An 18,130-nucleotide genomic window follows, 5' to 3' on the forward strand; every position below is an offset into this window, starting at 1 on the left:
GGCATAGAAGATGAACCATGATATATCAAATCTAATCTGACCTGAATTCAGGTTACTTAGAATAATCGATGCACTTACGCTACAGAATTATGAATAACTCTATTCTTGCCACTTGATTTCGCTTGATAAAGTAAAGTATCAACCCGTTTAGCGATAGAGTTTGCACAGTCACCTTTTATTACTTCACAAATACCTAAGCTAATGGTGATGTTAATATCTGACATTAACGTTTTATTAGCGACAGTAATACGAAGCTTCTCCGCTAGCTTTATGGTATCAATTTTGTTTTTTGATTCAGATAGAATTATAAACTCTTCACCACCAACTCTGAAAAGGTGATCAGTTTGTCGAATATGAGCTTCAATAAGCGCACTGAAGCCTTGTAAAACTTTATCGCCAATATCATGGCCATGATTGTCATTAATCTTTTTAAAATCATCGATATCAATGCTTATGATAGAAAAGGGCGTTTGATAGCGCTCAAAAACAGCAAGCAGTGCTGTTATCTTTAAGTTGTATGCTTTTCTATTTTTAATGTTAGTGAGTTCATCGATTAAGGTTTGTGCTTTTAATTGTTGTTTTGCCTTTTCTAACGAGGTGATGTCTCTGCTTATACCAAGAATGCCAGTACTTACGTGGTTATAAACAAAAGGGATTTTTTTTGTTAACAGGTATACCTTACTGCCATCGGGATAGGTGACCCATTCTTCATTAGTTCTGATGTTGCCTTCGGCTAACATCAGTTCATCGTTATGCCGAAATAGACAGGCTAATTCATGATCGAATATTTCAAAGTCATCCTTGCCGATAAGTTCTGCTGGTGATTTATTAATAAAGGTAAGGAAGGCACTATTGCAGCCAAGGTATTTGAAGTTCTCATCTTTATAAAAAATTAAATCATCGATTAAATTAATAACAGAGCTAAGTAGTAAGTTACTATTTTCTAAATGTTCCATAAATACCCCTAGTTTATTCTCGCAGATTGATATCACGAACTAATAAATGGTTAAAAAACGAACATGCAACTAATATACCCATAAAATGACTCTTTACGCAAAAAAACAGCAAATGCTTGTCACTAGCTTTCAGCTACGGCAAAATAGCTCTAACATTTATTATTTGAGAAATACATGAGCGAACAACTATCAACCGCACTCTCTAAAGCCGAGAAACAAATTAGCCAAATGCTAATCATGCAAGATGCGATGAACAGTCGTGTTAGTGATACCTGGCGTGAAAATGGTTATGAGTGGTATCGTGCCATATGGGTGGAATGTGCAGAGATGTTAGATCATCATGGTTGGAAGTGGTGGAAACACCAAGAAATTGATATCGCTCAAGTGCAATTAGAGCTTGTCGACATATTTCACTTTGGTTTGAGCTTACGCTTAATGTCCAACGATAGCCCAGCGCTTATTGCTAATGAACTAGCGAAAGAATTACACCAAGGTACGGCAGAAAGTGACTTTAAAATAGCACTAGAAAACTTGGCGTCGGCAGCTGTTACAGCTAAAGATTTTGATGCTAAAGCCCTAGCTGATTGTATGTCGTTAATGAATATGGACCTTGATGAGTTATTCCGTCAATACGTTGGCAAGAATACATTAAATTTCTTCCGTCAAGATCATGGCTATAAAGATGGCAGTTATATAAAAGAGTGGCATGGCGAAGAAGACAATGAAGTATTAGCTAAACTCGTTAGTACTTTAGATGCAGGTGCGGAAGATTTTCAACAGCAATTGTATAAAGCGCTAGAAGAAAAATACCCAGCTTAAATTAAGAGTTAAGCTAATTAGCTACTATATATAAGTACTACTATATATAGTAGCTATATGAGTAGTAAAAAAGAGAGGTGCAGTATTTTGTCACTGCACCTAACTCTTAACTAAGTAATCTATAAAAAAATAAATTTAAAGCTTGGTAATAGTTGCCAGTAAAGTCGTAAACACCTTCGCAAGCAAACCTCCTCTGAAAATCACCTTAATACATAATCATCTTTGGCACACATTCTGCTTAATCCTAAGAAAGTAGTGCGTTTATTCTCTGAAAAGGGAAAAGCGTCAAGAATTTGAATCATACCAGTCAAATTCGTTAGATAAACAACATTCAATGAGAATAAATTTTCAAGTTCAAGGCACGGGATTGAGTAATAGCAGGCTATTGCGATTGACTGCAACGCAGAAAGTGTAGATTTAGACCATTTGAAGATGATTAAATAATGAGTGCGATTGGTAATAGGAGAAGTATATGGAACTGATATTATTTACCTTGATTACCTTAGTGGTAATTGTTGCCGTGTTAGCGAGTCGTTTAAACGATAATAGTTTCCCATTTCCTTTTGATAGTAAAAAAGCCATTTTTACACCAGCAGAAAAAAACTTCCAAAACTTAGTTGAACAAGCACTAGGGACAAAATATCGTGTGCTAAATCGGGTAAGATTAAGTGATGTAGTGACTATTCGTAATGGTGTTTCAAGTCGCGCTAGTCAAAGTGCCGCTAAAAGTGCCGAAACAAAGTACTTAGATTTTGTTATTTGTGACCGCAGTAGCATGAAGTTACTTGGTGCTATTGATCTAGTTGATACGCAAGGTAAAGGTTATAAAATCAAAAAAGATTGGTTTGTTAGTGGCAGTTTAGAAGCAGCTTCAATTCCGCATCTGCGTATTAAAGTAAAAGCGAATTACACCTTAGAAGAAATAAGAACATGTATTCATACCCGATTACTGGGTAAATCCGCTGCTAACTTTGCCCCGCAGCCAAAAATAAAAGGCCGTATTATTCCTGCACCTATGGTTAGAGCGAGAAATAAGCCAGCTGGCGCATTAACTGCAGCAGCAGCTAGAGCACAAGTTGAGCAACAATCGCCAGTGTTACCACGAATGTCTGCCGGACAATTAGGGTCTATGCCCGCCGCTTCATTATCACATTAAGCTTTTGCATTTCTAGTTAGACATTTTTTATTAGAGAACAGCACTACTATAAAGTGCAAATAATAGAGTGAAGAATGGGCCTTAAAATAGCTTAACTGCGAAAAGTACAATAAAACAATAAATCCGCCATTATATCTTTAGATAATATAATGGCGGATTTTTTACTTTTACCAGCACTAATATGCAGCTAAGCGGTTAAAGTAACCATACCTTGAATAAAAAATCAGCAAACAAACAATAAACAGCTAAAAAGTGCAAAATATTTCAATTTAGCTATTGCAAGGGGCAAAACATTACACTAGAATTCGCACCACTTAATGTAGTGCCGACTTAGCTCAGTTGGTAGAGCAACTGACTTGTAATCAGTAGGTCGCCAGTTCGATTCCGGCAGTCGGCACCATTAATACTTATTAAGACAATGTTATTAATAAGGTACCTTGGTAAAAGGTATGGCTTTAAGTGGAGGGGTTCCCGAGTGGCCAAAGGGATCAGACTGTAAATCTGACGGCTCAGCCTTCGGTGGTTCGAATCCACCTCCCTCCACCATATTTCGATTTACGCTTGTTGCGATTTATTCAACATGAGGGTAAGTCAAAAAACAGAGATAATCTGATAGAGTAAGCGGGTGTCGTATACTGGCTATTACCTCAGCCTTCCAAGCTGATGAAGCGGGTTCGATTCCCGCCACCCGCTCCAATCTTTGTATATGTACGCTGATATGGCTCAGTTGGTAGAGCGCACCCTTGGTAAGGGTGAGGTCGGCAGTTCGAATCTGCCTATCAGCACCATTCCTTAGATAATTCTATCCAGATATTTCAAATATTATAAAATTAAACTTAATTCTATACCCAGAGGTATTTTAAAATGGCTAAAGAAAAATTTGAACGTACGAAACCACATGTAAACGTTGGTACTATCGGTCACGTTGATCACGGTAAAACAACATTAACAGCCGCTATCTCTGCGGTATTAACTAAAAAATTCGGTGGTGAAGTTAAAGATTTCGCACAAATCGATAATGCTCCTGAAGAGCGTGAGCGTGGTATTACTATCAATACTTCTCACATCGAATATGATACTGAAGTACGTCACTACGCACACGTAGATTGCCCAGGCCATGCTGATTACATCAAAAACATGATCACTGGTGCTGCACAAATGGATGGAGCTATCTTAGTAGTTGCTGCTACAGATGGTCCTATGCCACAAACACGTGAGCACATCTTATTATCTCGTCAAGTTGGTGTTCCTTACATCATCGTGTTCATGAACAAATGTGACATGGTAGATGACGAAGAATTATTAGAATTAGTAGAAATGGAAGTTCGTGAACTTCTTAGCGAATATGATTTCCCAGGTGATGATTTACCAGTAATTCAAGGTTCAGCACTTGGTGCATTGAACGGCGAAGAAAAATGGGAAGAGAAAGTTCTTGAACTAGCTAACCAGTTAGATACTTATATTCCAGAGCCAGAGCGTGCAATCGACGGTGCATTCATCATGCCTATCGAAGATGTATTCTCTATCTCAGGCCGTGGTACTGTTGTAACAGGTCGTGTTGAATCTGGTATCATCAAAGTTGGTGAAGAAGTAGAAGTTGTTGGTATCCGTGATACACAAAAATCAACTTGTACTGGTGTTGAAATGTTCCGTAAGCTTCTTGACGAAGGTCGTGCTGGCGAGAACTGTGGTATTCTTCTTCGTGGTCTTAAACGTGAAGACGTTGAACGTGGTCAAGTACTTTGTGCTCCAGGTTCAATCTTACCTCATACTAAGTTCGAATCAGAAGTTTACATCTTAAGCAAAGATGAAGGTGGTCGTCATACTCCATTCTTCAAAGGTTACCGTCCACAGTTTTACTTCCGTACAACGGATATCACTGGTTCAGTAGAGCTTCCTGAAGGTGTTGAAATGGTTATGCCTGGTGACAACCTTAAGTTTGTTGTTGAGCTAATCAACCCAGTAGCGATGGACGAAGGTTTACGCTTCGCTATCCGTGAAGGTGGTCGTACTGTTGGTGCTGGTGTTGTTTCTACAATCCTAGACAAGTAGCATTTATTTGCTGTTATTCGTTGAATAACAAGCAAGTGCTATAAATTAAGAAGGTCGCTAACGCGGCCTTTTTTGTGCCTGTTTTTTGATAAATAATACTGCGATAGCATACTCGCTCAAATTTTATGTCTCTTGTTGTCATTGAACACAGTAATTACGTCAAAGAAATGTCTTATCTTAGTCAATACATCAAATACTTCTTGAGTAAAACACTGGGCTGAGTATAATGACGCCTCACTTCTCGAGTATCTCTTAATTCCCAAAAAACTAAGATTCACCCGATGAGTGTAACTATCGTTTTAGTAAGCGATCTGTAGGGGTGTAGTTCCAATTGGTAGAACAGCGGTCTCCAAAACCGATGGTTGGGAGTTCGAGTCTCTCCACCCCTGCCATTTTGAGTAAACATAGGCAAGTGTGCGTATGTTTTAGCGACTTGTAATAACAAGTCGTGTTATTAGAAAGTAGATTAATACGGAATAGAATTATGAATGCAAGTACAGAAGAGCAACCAAGCAGTTCTTTCGATACATTAAAGTGGGGAGTTATCTTCTTACTTTTAGCTGGTGCAGTTGCAGGTAATTACGTTTACGGTGAAGAGTCAGTTTTAATTAGAGCCGTTGCCGTTGTAGTAATGGTTGGTGTTGCGGGTTTAATCGCATTGCAAACTGAAAAAGGCCGTAATGCCGCTATATTTGCAAAAGAAGCGCGTACTGAGGTACGTAAAGTTGTATGGCCAACACGTCAAGAAGCCATACAAACGACAGGTATTGTATTAGTAGTGACTTTATTGATGTCATTATTACTTTGGGGATTAGACTCTGTTCTATTCTGGTTAGTTGGTTTAGTTACAGGTATGCAGGTTTAGTTATGTCTGAAGAAAATATGTCAGAAGAAGATATCCCAGAAGAGATATCTGCTGCAGAAAATGCAGAAATACAAATAAATAGAAATCCAAAGTTGCGTTGGTATGTAGTACAAGCATTTTCAGGCTATGAAGGTCGTGTTCAAAAAACATTAGTTGAACATATAGGAATTCACGGCTTAGAAGACAAGTTTGGTGAGATTCTAGTACCAACCGAAGAAATCGTAGAAATGCGCGCTGGTCAAAAGCGTAAAAGTTCACGTAAATTCTTCCCTGGTTATGTGTTAGTTCACATGGAACTTGATGATGAGTCTTGGCATTTAGTTAAAAGCGTTCCACGTGTACTTGGCTTTATTGGTGGTACAAAAGAACGTCCAGCACCAATTACTCAAAAAGAAGCTGATCGTATTTTACAGCGTCTTGAAGAAACTGATAAGCCTAAGCCTAAGACATTATTTGAGCCAGGCGAAGTTGTTCGTGTTATTGACGGACCATTTGCTGACTTTAACGGTGTTGTTGAAGAGCTTGATTACGAGAAAAACCGTATTAAAGTATCAGTTCTTATCTTCGGTCGTTCAACGCCAGTTGATTTAGAATTTGGTCAAGTTGAAAAAGGTAGCTAATTAGCTAGCCTTACTTGATATATAAAGTATTTGATATAAAAACGCTTGCCTTGTGCAGGCGTTTTTTGTTTTTGGGCTTTATTTTTATTTAAAAACTATAGCCAATGACTTTCTAGTCAGTAGTAGATTATTACTGGCAGTACAAAGCATATACCGACTTTAAGCTCACTTATACAGCCCTTGTATTGAAAGCGAGTACTAAGGTGTTATAAATAGCATTCAGTCGCCTTGCTTCATAGGATTTATTTTTCCTGTACACAACAAGATCACCAACTTAATGAAACAGGTATAAAAAATCCTATGAAGTAAGGTAGGTGTGAAGAAAGTAGCGCGGAAATAAGCGGACTAAGCTTCAAAGCTAGTCCGTTCATGTGATTAATGGCTAAATTTTTATTACTCAGTCATGGCCGTCATGGCTAATAAATACCATGTTGAATGTGACAACCATTGCTCAACCCAACGCCAATTGTTTTCGTCTGGCCCTTCAGCCCAAGTAATCCCTCGACCTTCAGGGCTTAATGTCGCACCAGTGATGCCACTTGAAATACCACCATTAAGCATAGTGCCAGCACTTTTGGCATGTGGTGGGTTATTAACACCAAAGCCATAGAGCATACTCACTTGGTAAGGGTTTTTACCCATAAGCCAATCTATTTGGCTTTGGGCAAAGTTGGCTAGCTCATTATTGATACCAAATGCGCCACGGGGATCGCTGTGAGTTATTTTACCGCCCCAAATTGCTGCCGCAGCTAATGATGCCATGCGAGCATTTTCACCTTGCCACCAATCATTTGATTCGTTGTCATGAGGCATAAAAAAGCCTTCTTGTTGCTTAGAGTACAGGCCATCTTTAGAGGTTCTAAACGTTTGTCGCGCTAAATTAAAAGGGTTAGCGACTTGAGTATTTAATGCCAGTTGATAATCGAGGGATAATTTAATGGTACGTTTAGTTTTATTTTTAAGCTGACGGTTGCGTTCTATAGTCAAGTAATCAACCAAGGCAATGATAGGTAAACCCGCATCAACGCCATGATAAAACGGTCTTTCGTCATCATCACTGACAAACCAACCTTGGGATGTCATTCTGTTATTTAACTTATGAGCTCTATGGCGAGCAGCTTTTAAGTATTTAGTTTTTTTAGTGATGCGATAAAGCTCGGTTGCAGCAATAAGTGCAGTGTAATCATCAATAATGTTTTCTTTGCCGTTATCAACATAGCGCTGGTTGTATTTTTGTAAATGGGCAAAAGCGCGTTCGGCATCGGTTAAATATTGTTTAGCTGAAAACTCACCCTGTACGCCGGTTTTATTACTTATTTCATGAGCTCTAACTAATGCAGCAATTGCCATGCCACCACCCTCACGAAAAGCGGCTTGAAAATTGGCGGTGTATTCATCATTAAGTGCGTTGTAGCTACTTACTAAGCGGTCTTCATCTGCATCGCTACCATCAAGGATCGTGGTGTAGAAGTAACCATTACTGGCCAATACTCTATGTAAATAATCAGCACCCCAAATTACCTCTTCGGCTAAAGTTAGGGTTAAAGCCTTGCGGTCGTAGAGCCTACTTAACCTACTGTATGATTTCGCCATCGCCCAGGTAGCCAAGGCACTTTGTTGATTAACGAGAAAGTTTGATGCAGTTAACTGCGCCAATGACTTGTTCGAATTGCTACCAGAATCCACCCAGCCGCCTGAAACATCAAGGTAATGCTCTGTCTCGATAATACGGATGGATTTATCTTTCGGGTTAGTGTGACGACTCGCTTTAAAATAATTAACCAGTGATTTTGCTGTTAGGGCGAAGTAAGCATTAGGCTTAATAGTAAAGGTTGATGAAGCCAGTTGTTGCTTTGGGGTATTGACTACGATATGAAATTCACCGCGGCGCTTGATTGATGTAAAATCAGCAAGGTAATAGTGATTACCTTGTCCCCATTCAGTGAAGCTTGGCTCGGAGGTTAGCTTGCCTTGATAAATAATGTTTGAGTCTTGGTAAACAATAAAACGACTCGCCGTTTCTCCTATAGGTAAGGCGATTACGGCTTGCTTGGGTGCTTGCACGTCGAAAGCTACTTGGTTAATGTAAATGTTTGCTTTAGCTATATTGGGTGGGTTGCTTGGCTGAGGTTTGCTACTACAAGCAGAAACTAGCACTAACATGGCAACTAGTATTAGCTTGCCAAAATGAGAGAAGGATGGAGTAAACATCATGTTATTTCCGTAAGGTTATATTTTTTATAACATTAACCATAGCCTAATCATGGTGAATTAGTAATACCTTAACTCTGTTAGCAGGGACTTATATCCTTACTTTTTAGTGAACTAGGTATTGCTTTATACAGTCGTTAATTATTTACTATTTATCAATATGTTTGCTTTCTAATAATTGATTGAGCTTATCTATTTTTGCTTCGAGTATTAACATATCTTCTTTAGTGGCAATAGTTTGCTTGGGTTTGCCTTCCTCTTCATGCATAACTTGCATGGCATCAACGATAATACCGATAAATAAGTTAAGTACAGCAAAGCTGGTAATAATAATAAAAGGCACAAAGAATAGCCAAGAAAGCGGGAATAGCTCCATAGTCGGTCGAACTATACCCATAGACCAACTCTCTAATGTCATCACCTGAAATAAGGTATATGCGGAAGCTCCAATGCTGCCAAACCATTCCTGCATATTGACATCACTATGGCTACCAAATATTTTAGTGGTCAATACGGCAGAAACATAAAAGATAATGCTTAATACGCCTACTACTGAGGCCATACCTGGTATTGAGTGACCTAGTGCGCCAATTACGCGACGCATTTGTGGTACTACCGAGAGTAAGCGTAATACCCTTAATATTCTAAAGGCGCGTAATACCGATAATGCCCCGCTGGTCGGTGCCCAAGAAATAGCGACAATGATAAAATCGAACCAATTCCATCCGGAACGAAAAAAACTGCTTCTATAAACAATGAACTTTAACAATAGCTCGATGGAGAACATCACTAGGATGCTTGTGTCTATGACGAGCAGGATATCGGCATTATCTTTACCAAATTGACTAGTTTCCAGGCCAAGAGTAAAGGCATTAAATAGAATAAGAAAAATAATAAAGTTCTGAAAATGCTTACTTTCAACGAATTTTTTTAGGCTGATGTTTTGCCTATTAATAGATGACATAGTGATTACCGACGAATAGAGAATAATTAAGGAAGATAAGGTGATATACAATTGAAGAAAACAGGGAGACTGTACACTAATGCTCAATGAAATCTGTGACTAAATGTGAAGTATTAACGCTATGAATAGTTATATTTAATAGTAAGCACTTAAAATTAACACTTTTTTTACAAATCTATGGAGTATTTACTCAAAAAGATTAGAATGCGCGCAAGAAATACTTCTTCAGGCGATTTATATAAGGAACCTATTCAATGCGCCCATTTAAACTATCAAAATTATGTCAATTCATTGGTTTATCCGTTTTTTCATTTTCGTTGGCTGCCTCGGAGCAACCAACAGCCGAATCACTTGTTGGTAATGTATACCTAGGTGGTCATGCTATGTATTTAAAAACCGATGAAGATCGTTTTTATAATAGTAACGCTGATTCGTCAATTGATCATGCCTCGGGCTTAGGTGCTGAAGCAGGGTATCGCTTATCTGAATTATTCGAGACCAGAATATCGTATACACACTTTAATCCGGTTGCTGAAAACAATAATTATGATTTATCTTCGGGTAAAAGTATTGCCTTAGATTTATTATACTTTCCCTTTAAGGAAAGTTTTTATGTTGTTGGTGGTGCAGACTTTCTAGATGTAGAGAAGTCAAATTTGTCTGCTGCTTTAGGTGCCGGTTACCGTCATTATTTATCGCAAAACATGGCACTATATTTTGAGGGGAAGGGGCACTATCAATTCGATAATAATTTTACCGACTTTTCTAGCAAAATCGGTTTTATCTATTATTTTGGTAGTCAGCCTCAAAAGATAAAGCGCACTGAATCGACTAAAGTTACGGCTATACAGCCCACTATGGCTGTTGTTGCGACAAAAGATAGTGATAATGATGGCATAGTTGATAGCCAAGATAATTGTGCAAATACACCTGCAATGGATAAAGTAAACGCTAAAGGTTGTACTATATTTACTGCGCAACAAGGATCAATGCGCTTATTAGTAAATTTTGATAATGACAAAAGCGAAGTACGCACTGAGTATAAAAATGAAGTAGCAAAAGCTGCAGAGTTCATGAATACCTATCCTCATGTGAATTTAACTATTGAAGGTCATACTTCAGCACAAGGTAGTGAAAAATATAATCAAGCTTTATCAGAAAAACGTGCGCAAGCGATTGTTGCTGTGTTAATTAATGATTTTTCTATTGATGCAAGTCGCTTAAACTTTATTGGGCACGGTGAAACAATGTTGATGAACCCAGCCAATACAGCAGCAGCGCATAAGCAAAATCGTAGAATTGAAGCAATCGTTGCTACTAGTAAGCAAGTCGCTGAAAAACGATAATTATTTGGCGAGATAAAGGTATCACTAAGCAATTAAATAGTGACTTAGACTCGTCTTGTAATAAAAGCACTTGAAATGGCACTACTGGTTAATATATAATCCGCTGCCGCTTATTTTTAGCGCGCACTAAATGCGCTTGATAACGTTATGAAAGTAACTGTTTTTAAAGCGAATTTTGTAAAACAGGGAAGCGAAAATACAGTGCTGAATTAGTGAATGCTAATTTTGTGTTATATGTATCGCGTTAATTACCCAAACTAAAGGTATTTTAAAATGGCTAAAAAAGTCCAAGCTCTAATCAAGCTACAAGTAGCTGCTGGTGCAGCTAACCCGTCACCACCAGTTGGTCCTGCATTAGGTCAACATGGTGTTAACATCATGGAATTCTGTAAAGCGTTCAACGCGAAAACAGATTCTTTAGAAAAAGGCGCTCCGGTTCCAGTAGTAATTACTGTATATAATGACCGTTCGTTTACTTTCGAAACTAAAACTCCACCTGCTTCTTACTTATTGAAAAAAGCAGCTGGCGTAAAAAGCGGCTCTGGTCGTCCTAACACTGAAAAAGTTGGTTCTGTAACTACAGCTCAACTTGAAGAAATTGTTAAGATGAAAGAACCTGATTTGACTGCTGGTTCTATGGAAGCTGCAGTGCGTACCATTGCGGGTTCTGCTCGTTCAATGGGTTTAGTGGTAGAGGACTAATCAATGGCTAAATTATCAAAACGTACTCGTCTTATCCGTGAAAAAGTAGACGTATTAAAAGAATATGATATCAAAGAAGCTGTTTCTTTATTAAAAGAATTTGCTACTGCTAACTTCCGTGAAAGCGTAGATGTTGCAGTAAATCTTGGTATCGATGCTCGTAAATCAGATCAAAACGTTCGTGGCGCTACAGTATTACCAAATGGTACTGGCCGTGATGTACGTGTTGCTGTATTTACACAAGGTGCAAACGCAGAGAAAGCTAAAGAAGCTGGTGCTGACATCGTTGGTATGGAAGATTTAGCTGCGCTAGTAAAAGCTGGCGAAATGAACTTCGACGTTGTTATTGCTTCTCCTGACGCAATGCGTGTTGTTGGTCAACTAGGTCAAATCTTAGGCCCACGTGGTTTAATGCCTAACCCTAAAGTTGGCACAGTAACTCCTGACGTAGCTGGCGCTGTTAAAAACGCTAAGTCTGGTCAGATCCGTTACCGCAACGACAAAAACGGCATCATCCATACCACTATCGGTAAGGCTGATTTCGATGCTGCACACTTGCAAGAAAACTTAGAAGCATTGCTTGAAGCGCTTAAAAAAGCAAAACCTGCAAATGCTAAAGGTCAATACTTGAAGAAAGTTTCTCTTTCTACAACTATGGGTGCCGGCGTTGTCGTCAACCAATCGACTCTTTCTCAAGACTAATATTTGCTGGTAAATTATTACCTGTAAATGCTTGAGTAAAGTTTCGTGTATTGAATCTTTACAAGGGCGAAATTATAATCTATAATTTCGCCCCTTAAATTTTGGTAGGAGTTGTCGGTTTTTTTTGCTTAATTGCTGAATAAAATAGACAACCCCCGTCCAAGACCGTAGGTGTATTTATTTCTTCTGATTTAGATACTTAATACTTCCTACGTAGATGGTGATTACCCAGATATTTTCCTTAAATTCTGGTCCTCGCCGTTATGGCCTGACTTTTTATATAGAAAGTCAGGGATTGTAAATACCGGTGCTTATATATTAGATATATGCCGGTGAAACCAGGAGTTAAAGCCAATGGCTATCAATCTTGATGATAAAAAAGCAATTGTTGCTGAAGTTCAAGAAGCTGCTAATGGCGCTCAATCAATTGTAATCGCGGATGCCCGTGGTGTACCAGTTGAAGCAATTACTGTATTGCGTAAGCAAGCACGTGATAATGGCGTATGGATGAAAGTTGTCCGTAACACATTAGCACGTCGTGCAGTAGAAGGTACTGAATTTGAATGTGTTTCTGACGTATTCAAAGGTCCTTCATTAATCGCTTTCTCAAGTGAACACCCAGGTGCTGCTGCACGTTTATTCACAGACTTCGCTAAAACTAACGAAGCTTTTGAATTAAAAGCAGCTGCATTTGAAGGTAATTCAGTAGACGTAAACATGTTAGCTAAGCTACCAACTTACGACGAAGCAATTGCACAATTAATGAGCGTTATGAAAGAAGCATCTGCAGGCAAGTTAGTCCGCACGATTGCTGCACTTCGCGATCAGAAAGAACAAGAAGCTGCATAATTTATTTTTTGTTTACTAAGGTAAACGAAATAAAAGCACTTTTTGAATTTATAGTTATTCAAAACAGCATATTATATTATTATATAAAGCTGTTTATTAAAAAACAGGAAAATTAAAATGTCTATTTCTAAAGACGATATCTTAAACGCAGTTGCTGAAATGTCAGTAATGGACGTAGTTGCACTAATCGAAGCAATGGAAGAGAAGTTCGGCGTATCTGCCGCTGCTGCTACTGTTGTTGCTGGCGATGCTGGTGGTGCTGCTGCAGAACAAACTGAATTTGACGTTGTAATGACTAGCTTCGGCCCTAAGAAAGTTGCAGTAATCAAAGCCGTTCGTGGCGCTACAGGTTTAGGCCTTAAAGAAGCTAAAGACTTAGTTGAAGCTCTTGGCGTTGTTAAAGAAGGCTTAGAAAAAGCTGACGCTGATGACCTTAAGAAACTTCTTGAAGAAGCTGGTGCTTCTGTTGAGATCAAATAATCTGTTTTTAAACAGATTATTTGCCTGAAAAGGCATGGCTGGTGATTTAAACGTCACCGGCCTTTTTGCGCTTTTGTTGTTAGAGAATAAATGATTTTTTATTAACTAATAATGCACTATTAAGCGTTTAGGTGATTTTTCTAACTATTAGTGAATCATCTAGTAATATTTAGACGTAAATATTACAGCATAACCTGTCTAGCTGAGCTTTGCTCAGTAGGCAGATTTGGCCATAACCAGCAAGCTGAGGAACCCCATGGCTTACTCATACTTTGAGAAAAAGCGAATTAGAAAGGACTTTGGTAAAAGTGTACAAGTAATGGAATATCCATTCTTATTGTCCATTCAACTCGATTCTTTCCGCAAGTTTATTGATCTTGACGAAACAGGTGAAACCGGTCTAGAGGCTGCTTTCCGTTCTATTTTCCCTATTAAAGCTTATTCAGGTAGCTCAGAATTACAATATGTAAGCTATCGTTTAGGTGAACCATTATTTGACGTTAAAGAATGTCAAATACGTGGTGTGACTTATTCTGCACCATTACGCGTGAAATTACGCTTAGTGGTTTACGATAAAGAAGCCGCAGCCGGTACTGTCAAAGATATCAAAGAGCAAGAAGTGTACATGGGCGAAATCCCGTTGATGACAGATAACGGTACCTTCGTAATTAATGGTACTGAGCGTGTTATCGTTTCACAATTACATCGTTCTCCTGGTGTATTCTTTGATCACGATAAAGGTAAAACGCATTCATCGGGTAAAGTATTATATAACGCACGCGTTATTCCTTACCGCGGTTCATGGTTAGATTTTGAATTCGATCCAAAAGATAACTTATTTGTACGTATAGATAGACGTCGTAAATTACCAGCGTCAATTATCTTACGTGCATTAGAATATTCTACTGAAGAAATTCTAGATATGTTCTATGACACAACTGAATACACCATTAAAGGTGATAAGTTGATCATGGATCTTGTCCCTGAACGTCTTCGTGGTGAAACTGCTACTTTTGATCTTTCGATCAAAAAAGGTGAAGTATTAGTTGAGTCTGGTCGTCGTATTACTGCACGTCATATTCGCGCTTTATCTAAAGCTAAAATTGATAAACTAGAAGTACCAGCAGATTATATCGTTGGTCGTGTTTTATCAAAAGCCTACATCGACAAATCTACCGGTGAAGTAATTGCAGAAGCAAATGCTGAAATCACTTTAGAAATGTTAGCCGAGCTTAGCCAAGCGGGCCATAAAGTACTTTCTACTTTATATATGAACGAATTCGATGTTGGTTCATACATGTCTGATACCTTGCGTGTCGATGGTTCAACTAACAAGCTAGAAGCTTTAGTTGAAATATACCGCATGATGCGTCCAGGCGAGCCACCAACAAAAGATGCTGCTGAAGGGTTATTCACTAACTTATTCTTCGCCTCTGAACGTTATGACTTGTCTACAGTAGGTCGTATGAAGTTCAACCGTCGTGTTGGCAATGCCGATGATGTTGGTAGTGGTATCTTATCGAAAGAAGATATTATCTCGGTAATGAGAACCTTGATCAATATTCGTGATGGTAAAGGCGAAGTTGATGATATCGATCACTTAGGTAACCGTCGTATTCGTTCTGTTGGTGAAATGGCAGAAAACCAATTCCGTGTTGGTCTTGTTCGTGTTGAACGTGCAGTTCGTGAGCGTTTAAGTCTTGGTGACTTAGATGCAATCATGCCACAAGATTTAATCAATGCTAAGCCAATATCTGCGGCAGTGAAAGAGTTCTTTGGCTCATCACAATTGTCACAGTTTATGGATCAAAACAACCCGTTATCAGAAGTAACGCATAAGCGTCGTATTTCTGCCTTAGGGCCGGGTGGTTTAACCCGTGAACGTGCTGGTTTTGAAGTACGTGATGTACATCCAACGCATTATGGTCGTGTTTGTCCAATCGAAACGCCAGAGGGTCCAAACATTGGTTTGATCAACTCGCTTTCTTGTTACGCACGTACCAATGATTTCGGTTTCTTAGAAACACCTTACCGTAAAGTAATTGACGGTTTAGTGACTGATGATATTGATTACTTATCAGCGATTGAAGAGGGTAACTTTGTTATCGCTCAGGCCAACGCTAAACGTAATGATAAAAGCATGTTAACTGAAGAGTTAGTTAACTGTCGTCATAGAAATGAATTTACTTTAAAAGCTTCTGCTGAAGTTCAATATATGGATGTTTCACCACAACAAATTATTTCTGTTGCGGCGTCACTTATTCCATTCCTTGAACACGATGATGCTAACAGAGCCTTGATGGGCTCGAACATGCAACGTCAAGCTGTACCTACCTTAAGAGTTGATAAACCGCTTGTTGGTACTGGTATGGAAAAAGTAGTTGCAGTTGATTCAGGTGTTACTGCAGTTGCCAAACGTGGCGGCGTAGTAAGCTATGTTGATGCTTCACGTATCGTAGTTAAAGTTAACGAAAATGAAATGCATGCTGGTGAAGCAGGTATTGATATTTATAACTTAACTAAATACACACGTTCTAACCAAAATACTTGTATCAACCAACGTCCAGTGTGTCGTATGGGTGAACCAGTAGTACGTGGTGATGTATTAGCGGATGGTCCTTCAACTGATATGGGTGAATTGGCATTAGGCCAAAACATGCGTATAGCATTCATGCCTTGGAATGGTTACAACTTCGAAGATTCAATGTTGTTATCTGAGCGTGTTGCTATTGAAGACAGATTTACCACTATTCACATACAAGAGCTAACGTGTATTGCACGTGATACTAAGCTTGGTAGTGAAGAAATTACTGCAGATATTCCAAACGTAGGTGAGTCAGCATTATCTAAATTAGATGAAGCTGGTGTTGTTTACATTGGTGCTGAAGTAAATGGTGGTGACATCCTAGTTGGTAAAGTTACGCCTAAAGGTGAAACACAACTTACCCCTGAAGAAAAACTTTTACGAGCAATTTTCGGTGAGAAAGCTGCTGACGTTAAAGATAGCTCGTTACGTGTACCTAACTCTGTTAAAGGTACTATCATCGATGTACAAATCTTCACTCGTGACGGCGTAGAAAAAGATGCTCGTGCGGTTGAAATTGAACAAATGCAACTTAAAGAAGTTAAGAAAGATCTTGGCGATGAATTAAGTATCTTTGAAGATGGTATTTATGCACGTACTAAAAAGTTATTGTTATCAGCCGGTTTAAATGAGTCTGACTTAACGTCTATGTCTCGTGACAAATGGTTAATGCAAAACTTAGCTGATGAAGGTCAACAAGCAGAGCTTGAGCAAATAGCTGAGCAATGGGACAACATCAAAGAAGACTTCGATAAGAAGTTTGAAGTGAAACGTCGTAAGATCACTCAAGGTGATGACTTACAACCTGGCGTATTAAAAATTGTTAAGGTTTACTTAGCTGTTAAACGTCACATTCAGCCAGGTGATAAAATGGCTGGTCGTCATGGTAACAAGGGTGTTATTTCAAACGTAGTACCTGTTGAAGATATGCCATACGATGAGTTTGGTGTACCAGTAGATATCGTCTTGAACCCGTTAGGTGTTCCATCACGTATGAACATTGGTCAGATCTTGGAAACTCACTTAGGCATGGCATGTCGTGGTGTTGGTGAGAAGATCAACCGTATGTTAGAAGAGCAGCGTGAAATGCACAAACTACGTAACTTCATTCAAGAAGTTTACGATGTTGGTGAATCTCGTCAAACAGTTGATATTGCAACTTTCTCTGACGATGAAGTCTTGCGTATGGCTGATAATATGCGTGCTGGTTTAACGATTGCAACACCAGCATTTGATGGCGCAGCCGAGAAAGAAATCAAAGAGTTATTTAAACTTGCAGAAATGCCTGAAAGTGGTCAGTTCTGGTTAACTGATGGCCGTACTGGTCGTAAGTTCGAGCGTCCTGTAACTGTTGGTTATATGTATATGTTAAAACTAAACCATTTAGTTGACGACAAAATGCATGCACGTTCTACTGGTTCTTACAGTCTTGTTACCCAGCAACCACTTGGCGGTAAAGCGCAATTTGGTGGTCAGCGTTTCGGTGAGATGGAAGTATGGGCCTTAGAAGCATATGGCGCAGCTTACACATTACAAGAAATGTTAACAGTGAAATCTGATGATGTTAACGGTCGTACTAAGATGTATAAAAACTTAGTTGACGGTGATCATAAAATGGAACCAGGTATTCCTGAATCATTCAATGTATTACTTAAAGAAATTCGTTCTTTAGGTATTAACATCGAATTAGATAAGGACTAGTACCTTATGCCTAGCGCTTAGCGCTAGGCATTTAGTTCTAAGCAGTTGTAGCTGAACATATTCAGTGAGGGAAGAAGACAAAGTATTCGTCTTCTTCTAAAGATTTAACTCCGACAGGAGAAG

14 protein-coding genes and 5 tRNA genes are annotated in these 18,130 nt (G+C 38.8%); 16 read left to right on the forward strand and 3 right to left on the reverse strand.

Annotated features, from left to right (window positions below; all coding sequences use genetic code 11):
- Positions 1 to 74: 74 nt before the first annotated feature.
- Positions 75 to 956 (reverse strand): GGDEF domain-containing protein, encoded by an 882-nt coding sequence (locus HRT55_RS04660; RefSeq protein ID WP_291619280.1) that lies wholly within the window; start codon positions 954 to 956, stop codon positions 75 to 77.
- A gap of 174 nt (positions 957 to 1,130) precedes the next feature.
- Here HRT55_RS04660 and HRT55_RS04665 point away from each other — a divergent pair, with 174 nt between their 5' ends.
- The 10 genes from HRT55_RS04665 to nusG all read left to right on the forward strand — a co-directional run bounded on the left by HRT55_RS04665 (position 1,131) and on the right by nusG (position 6,468).
- Positions 1,131 to 1,775, forward strand: a complete 645-nt coding sequence (locus HRT55_RS04665; protein ID WP_291610358.1) for a dUTP diphosphatase — start codon at positions 1,131 to 1,133, stop codon at positions 1,773 to 1,775.
- 472 nt (positions 1,776 to 2,247) lie between these two features.
- Positions 2,248 to 2,931 carry a DUF2726 domain-containing protein gene (locus HRT55_RS04670; protein WP_291619282.1) on the forward strand — a complete coding sequence of 228 codons (684 nt, stop codon included), beginning with the start codon at positions 2,248 to 2,250 and terminating at the stop codon, positions 2,929 to 2,931.
- Between the two features lie 324 nt (positions 2,932 to 3,255).
- A tRNA-Thr gene (locus HRT55_RS04675) sits at positions 3,256 to 3,331 on the forward strand.
- A gap of 61 nt (positions 3,332 to 3,392) precedes the next feature.
- Positions 3,393 to 3,477, forward strand: a tRNA-Tyr gene (locus HRT55_RS04680).
- A 75-nt stretch (positions 3,478 to 3,552) separates the two neighbouring features.
- Positions 3,553 to 3,627 (forward strand) — tRNA-Gly (locus HRT55_RS04685).
- Positions 3,628 to 3,643: 16 nt separating this feature from the next.
- Positions 3,644 to 3,719: transfer RNA gene (locus tag HRT55_RS04690), tRNA-Thr, on the forward strand.
- Positions 3,720 to 3,795: 76 nt separating this feature from the next.
- On the forward strand, positions 3,796 to 4,983 hold the full coding sequence (gene tuf / locus HRT55_RS04695) for an elongation factor Tu (RefSeq protein WP_291619284.1): 1,188 nt from the start codon (positions 3,796 to 3,798) through the stop codon (positions 4,981 to 4,983).
- Positions 4,984 to 5,298: 315 nt separating this feature from the next.
- Positions 5,299 to 5,375, forward strand: a tRNA-Trp gene (locus tag HRT55_RS04700).
- A 92-nt stretch (positions 5,376 to 5,467) separates the two neighbouring features.
- Positions 5,468 to 5,848, forward strand: a complete 381-nt coding sequence (gene secE, locus HRT55_RS04705; protein WP_291614774.1) for a preprotein translocase subunit SecE — start codon at positions 5,468 to 5,470, stop codon at positions 5,846 to 5,848.
- Between the two features lie 2 nt (positions 5,849 to 5,850).
- Entirely contained in the window at positions 5,851 to 6,468 is a 618-nt protein-coding gene (gene nusG, locus HRT55_RS04710) for a transcription termination/antitermination protein NusG (RefSeq protein WP_291614772.1), read from the forward strand.
- A gap of 393 nt (positions 6,469 to 6,861) precedes the next feature.
- Here nusG and HRT55_RS04715 read toward each other — a convergent pair whose 3' ends face one another.
- Together HRT55_RS04715 and HRT55_RS04720 are read right to left on the reverse strand one after the other, a co-directional pair.
- Positions 6,862 to 8,682 (reverse strand): glycoside hydrolase family 9 protein, encoded by a 1,821-nt coding sequence (locus tag HRT55_RS04715; protein ID WP_291619286.1) that lies wholly within the window; start codon positions 8,680 to 8,682, stop codon positions 6,862 to 6,864.
- A 145-nt stretch (positions 8,683 to 8,827) separates the two neighbouring features.
- Positions 8,828 to 9,643 carry an ion transporter gene (locus tag HRT55_RS04720; protein ID WP_291619288.1) on the reverse strand — a complete coding sequence of 272 codons (816 nt, stop codon included), beginning with the start codon at positions 9,641 to 9,643 and terminating at the stop codon, positions 8,828 to 8,830.
- Positions 9,644 to 9,897: 254 nt separating this feature from the next.
- Here HRT55_RS04720 and HRT55_RS04725 point away from each other — a divergent pair, with 254 nt between their 5' ends.
- The 6 genes from HRT55_RS04725 (at position 9,898) to rpoB (ending at position 18,007) form a co-directional block, all read left to right on the forward strand.
- On the forward strand, positions 9,898 to 10,989 hold the full coding sequence (locus HRT55_RS04725) for an OmpA family protein (protein ID WP_291619290.1): 1,092 nt from the start codon (positions 9,898 to 9,900) through the stop codon (positions 10,987 to 10,989).
- A 273-nt stretch (positions 10,990 to 11,262) separates the two neighbouring features.
- Complete coding sequence (gene rplK, locus HRT55_RS04730; protein WP_291614764.1) at positions 11,263 to 11,691, forward strand: 50S ribosomal protein L11; 429 nt, start codon at positions 11,263 to 11,265, stop codon at positions 11,689 to 11,691.
- A 3-nt stretch (positions 11,692 to 11,694) separates the two neighbouring features.
- The gene (gene rplA / locus HRT55_RS04735; protein WP_291619293.1) at positions 11,695 to 12,393 is read left to right on the forward strand and encodes a 50S ribosomal protein L1; all 699 of its coding nucleotides are present in this window, start codon (positions 11,695 to 11,697) and stop codon (positions 12,391 to 12,393) included.
- A 354-nt stretch (positions 12,394 to 12,747) separates the two neighbouring features.
- Complete coding sequence (gene rplJ / locus HRT55_RS04740; protein ID WP_291619295.1) at positions 12,748 to 13,242, forward strand: 50S ribosomal protein L10; 495 nt, start codon at positions 12,748 to 12,750, stop codon at positions 13,240 to 13,242.
- Between the two features lie 117 nt (positions 13,243 to 13,359).
- Entirely contained in the window at positions 13,360 to 13,722 is a 363-nt protein-coding gene (gene rplL, locus HRT55_RS04745) for a 50S ribosomal protein L7/L12 (RefSeq protein WP_291619297.1), read from the forward strand.
- Between the two features lie 256 nt (positions 13,723 to 13,978).
- Positions 13,979 to 18,007, forward strand: coding sequence for a DNA-directed RNA polymerase subunit beta (gene rpoB / locus HRT55_RS04750; RefSeq protein ID WP_291619299.1), 4,029 nt, complete (start codon positions 13,979 to 13,981; stop codon positions 18,005 to 18,007).
- Positions 18,008 to 18,130 lie beyond the last annotated feature (123 nt).

The organism is Colwellia sp. (assembly GCF_013214175.1).
Lineage (GTDB): Bacteria > Pseudomonadota > Gammaproteobacteria > Enterobacterales > Alteromonadaceae > Colwellia.

Coding starts and splice junctions, on each gene's coding strand:
- HRT55_RS04660 (WP_291619280.1), bottom strand. CDS start 956: ATGGAACATTTAGAAAATAGTAACTTACTACTTAGCTCTGTTATTAAT.
- HRT55_RS04665 (WP_291610358.1), top strand. CDS start 1,131: ATGAGCGAACAACTATCAACCGCACTCTCTAAAGCCGAGAAACAAATT.
- HRT55_RS04670 (WP_291619282.1), top strand. CDS start 2,248: ATGGAACTGATATTATTTACCTTGATTACCTTAGTGGTAATTGTTGCC.
- tuf (WP_291619284.1), top strand. CDS start 3,796: ATGGCTAAAGAAAAATTTGAACGTACGAAACCACATGTAAACGTTGGT.
- secE (WP_291614774.1), top strand. CDS start 5,468: ATGAATGCAAGTACAGAAGAGCAACCAAGCAGTTCTTTCGATACATTA.
- nusG (WP_291614772.1), top strand. CDS start 5,851: ATGTCTGAAGAAAATATGTCAGAAGAAGATATCCCAGAAGAGATATCT.
- HRT55_RS04715 (WP_291619286.1), bottom strand. CDS start 8,682: ATGATGTTTACTCCATCCTTCTCTCATTTTGGCAAGCTAATACTAGTT.
- HRT55_RS04720 (WP_291619288.1), bottom strand. CDS start 9,643: ATGTCATCTATTAATAGGCAAAACATCAGCCTAAAAAAATTCGTTGAA.
- HRT55_RS04725 (WP_291619290.1), top strand. CDS start 9,898: ATGCGCCCATTTAAACTATCAAAATTATGTCAATTCATTGGTTTATCC.
- rplK (WP_291614764.1), top strand. CDS start 11,263: ATGGCTAAAAAAGTCCAAGCTCTAATCAAGCTACAAGTAGCTGCTGGT.
- rplA (WP_291619293.1), top strand. CDS start 11,695: ATGGCTAAATTATCAAAACGTACTCGTCTTATCCGTGAAAAAGTAGAC.
- rplJ (WP_291619295.1), top strand. CDS start 12,748: ATGGCTATCAATCTTGATGATAAAAAAGCAATTGTTGCTGAAGTTCAA.
- rplL (WP_291619297.1), top strand. CDS start 13,360: ATGTCTATTTCTAAAGACGATATCTTAAACGCAGTTGCTGAAATGTCA.
- rpoB (WP_291619299.1), top strand. CDS start 13,979: ATGGCTTACTCATACTTTGAGAAAAAGCGAATTAGAAAGGACTTTGGT.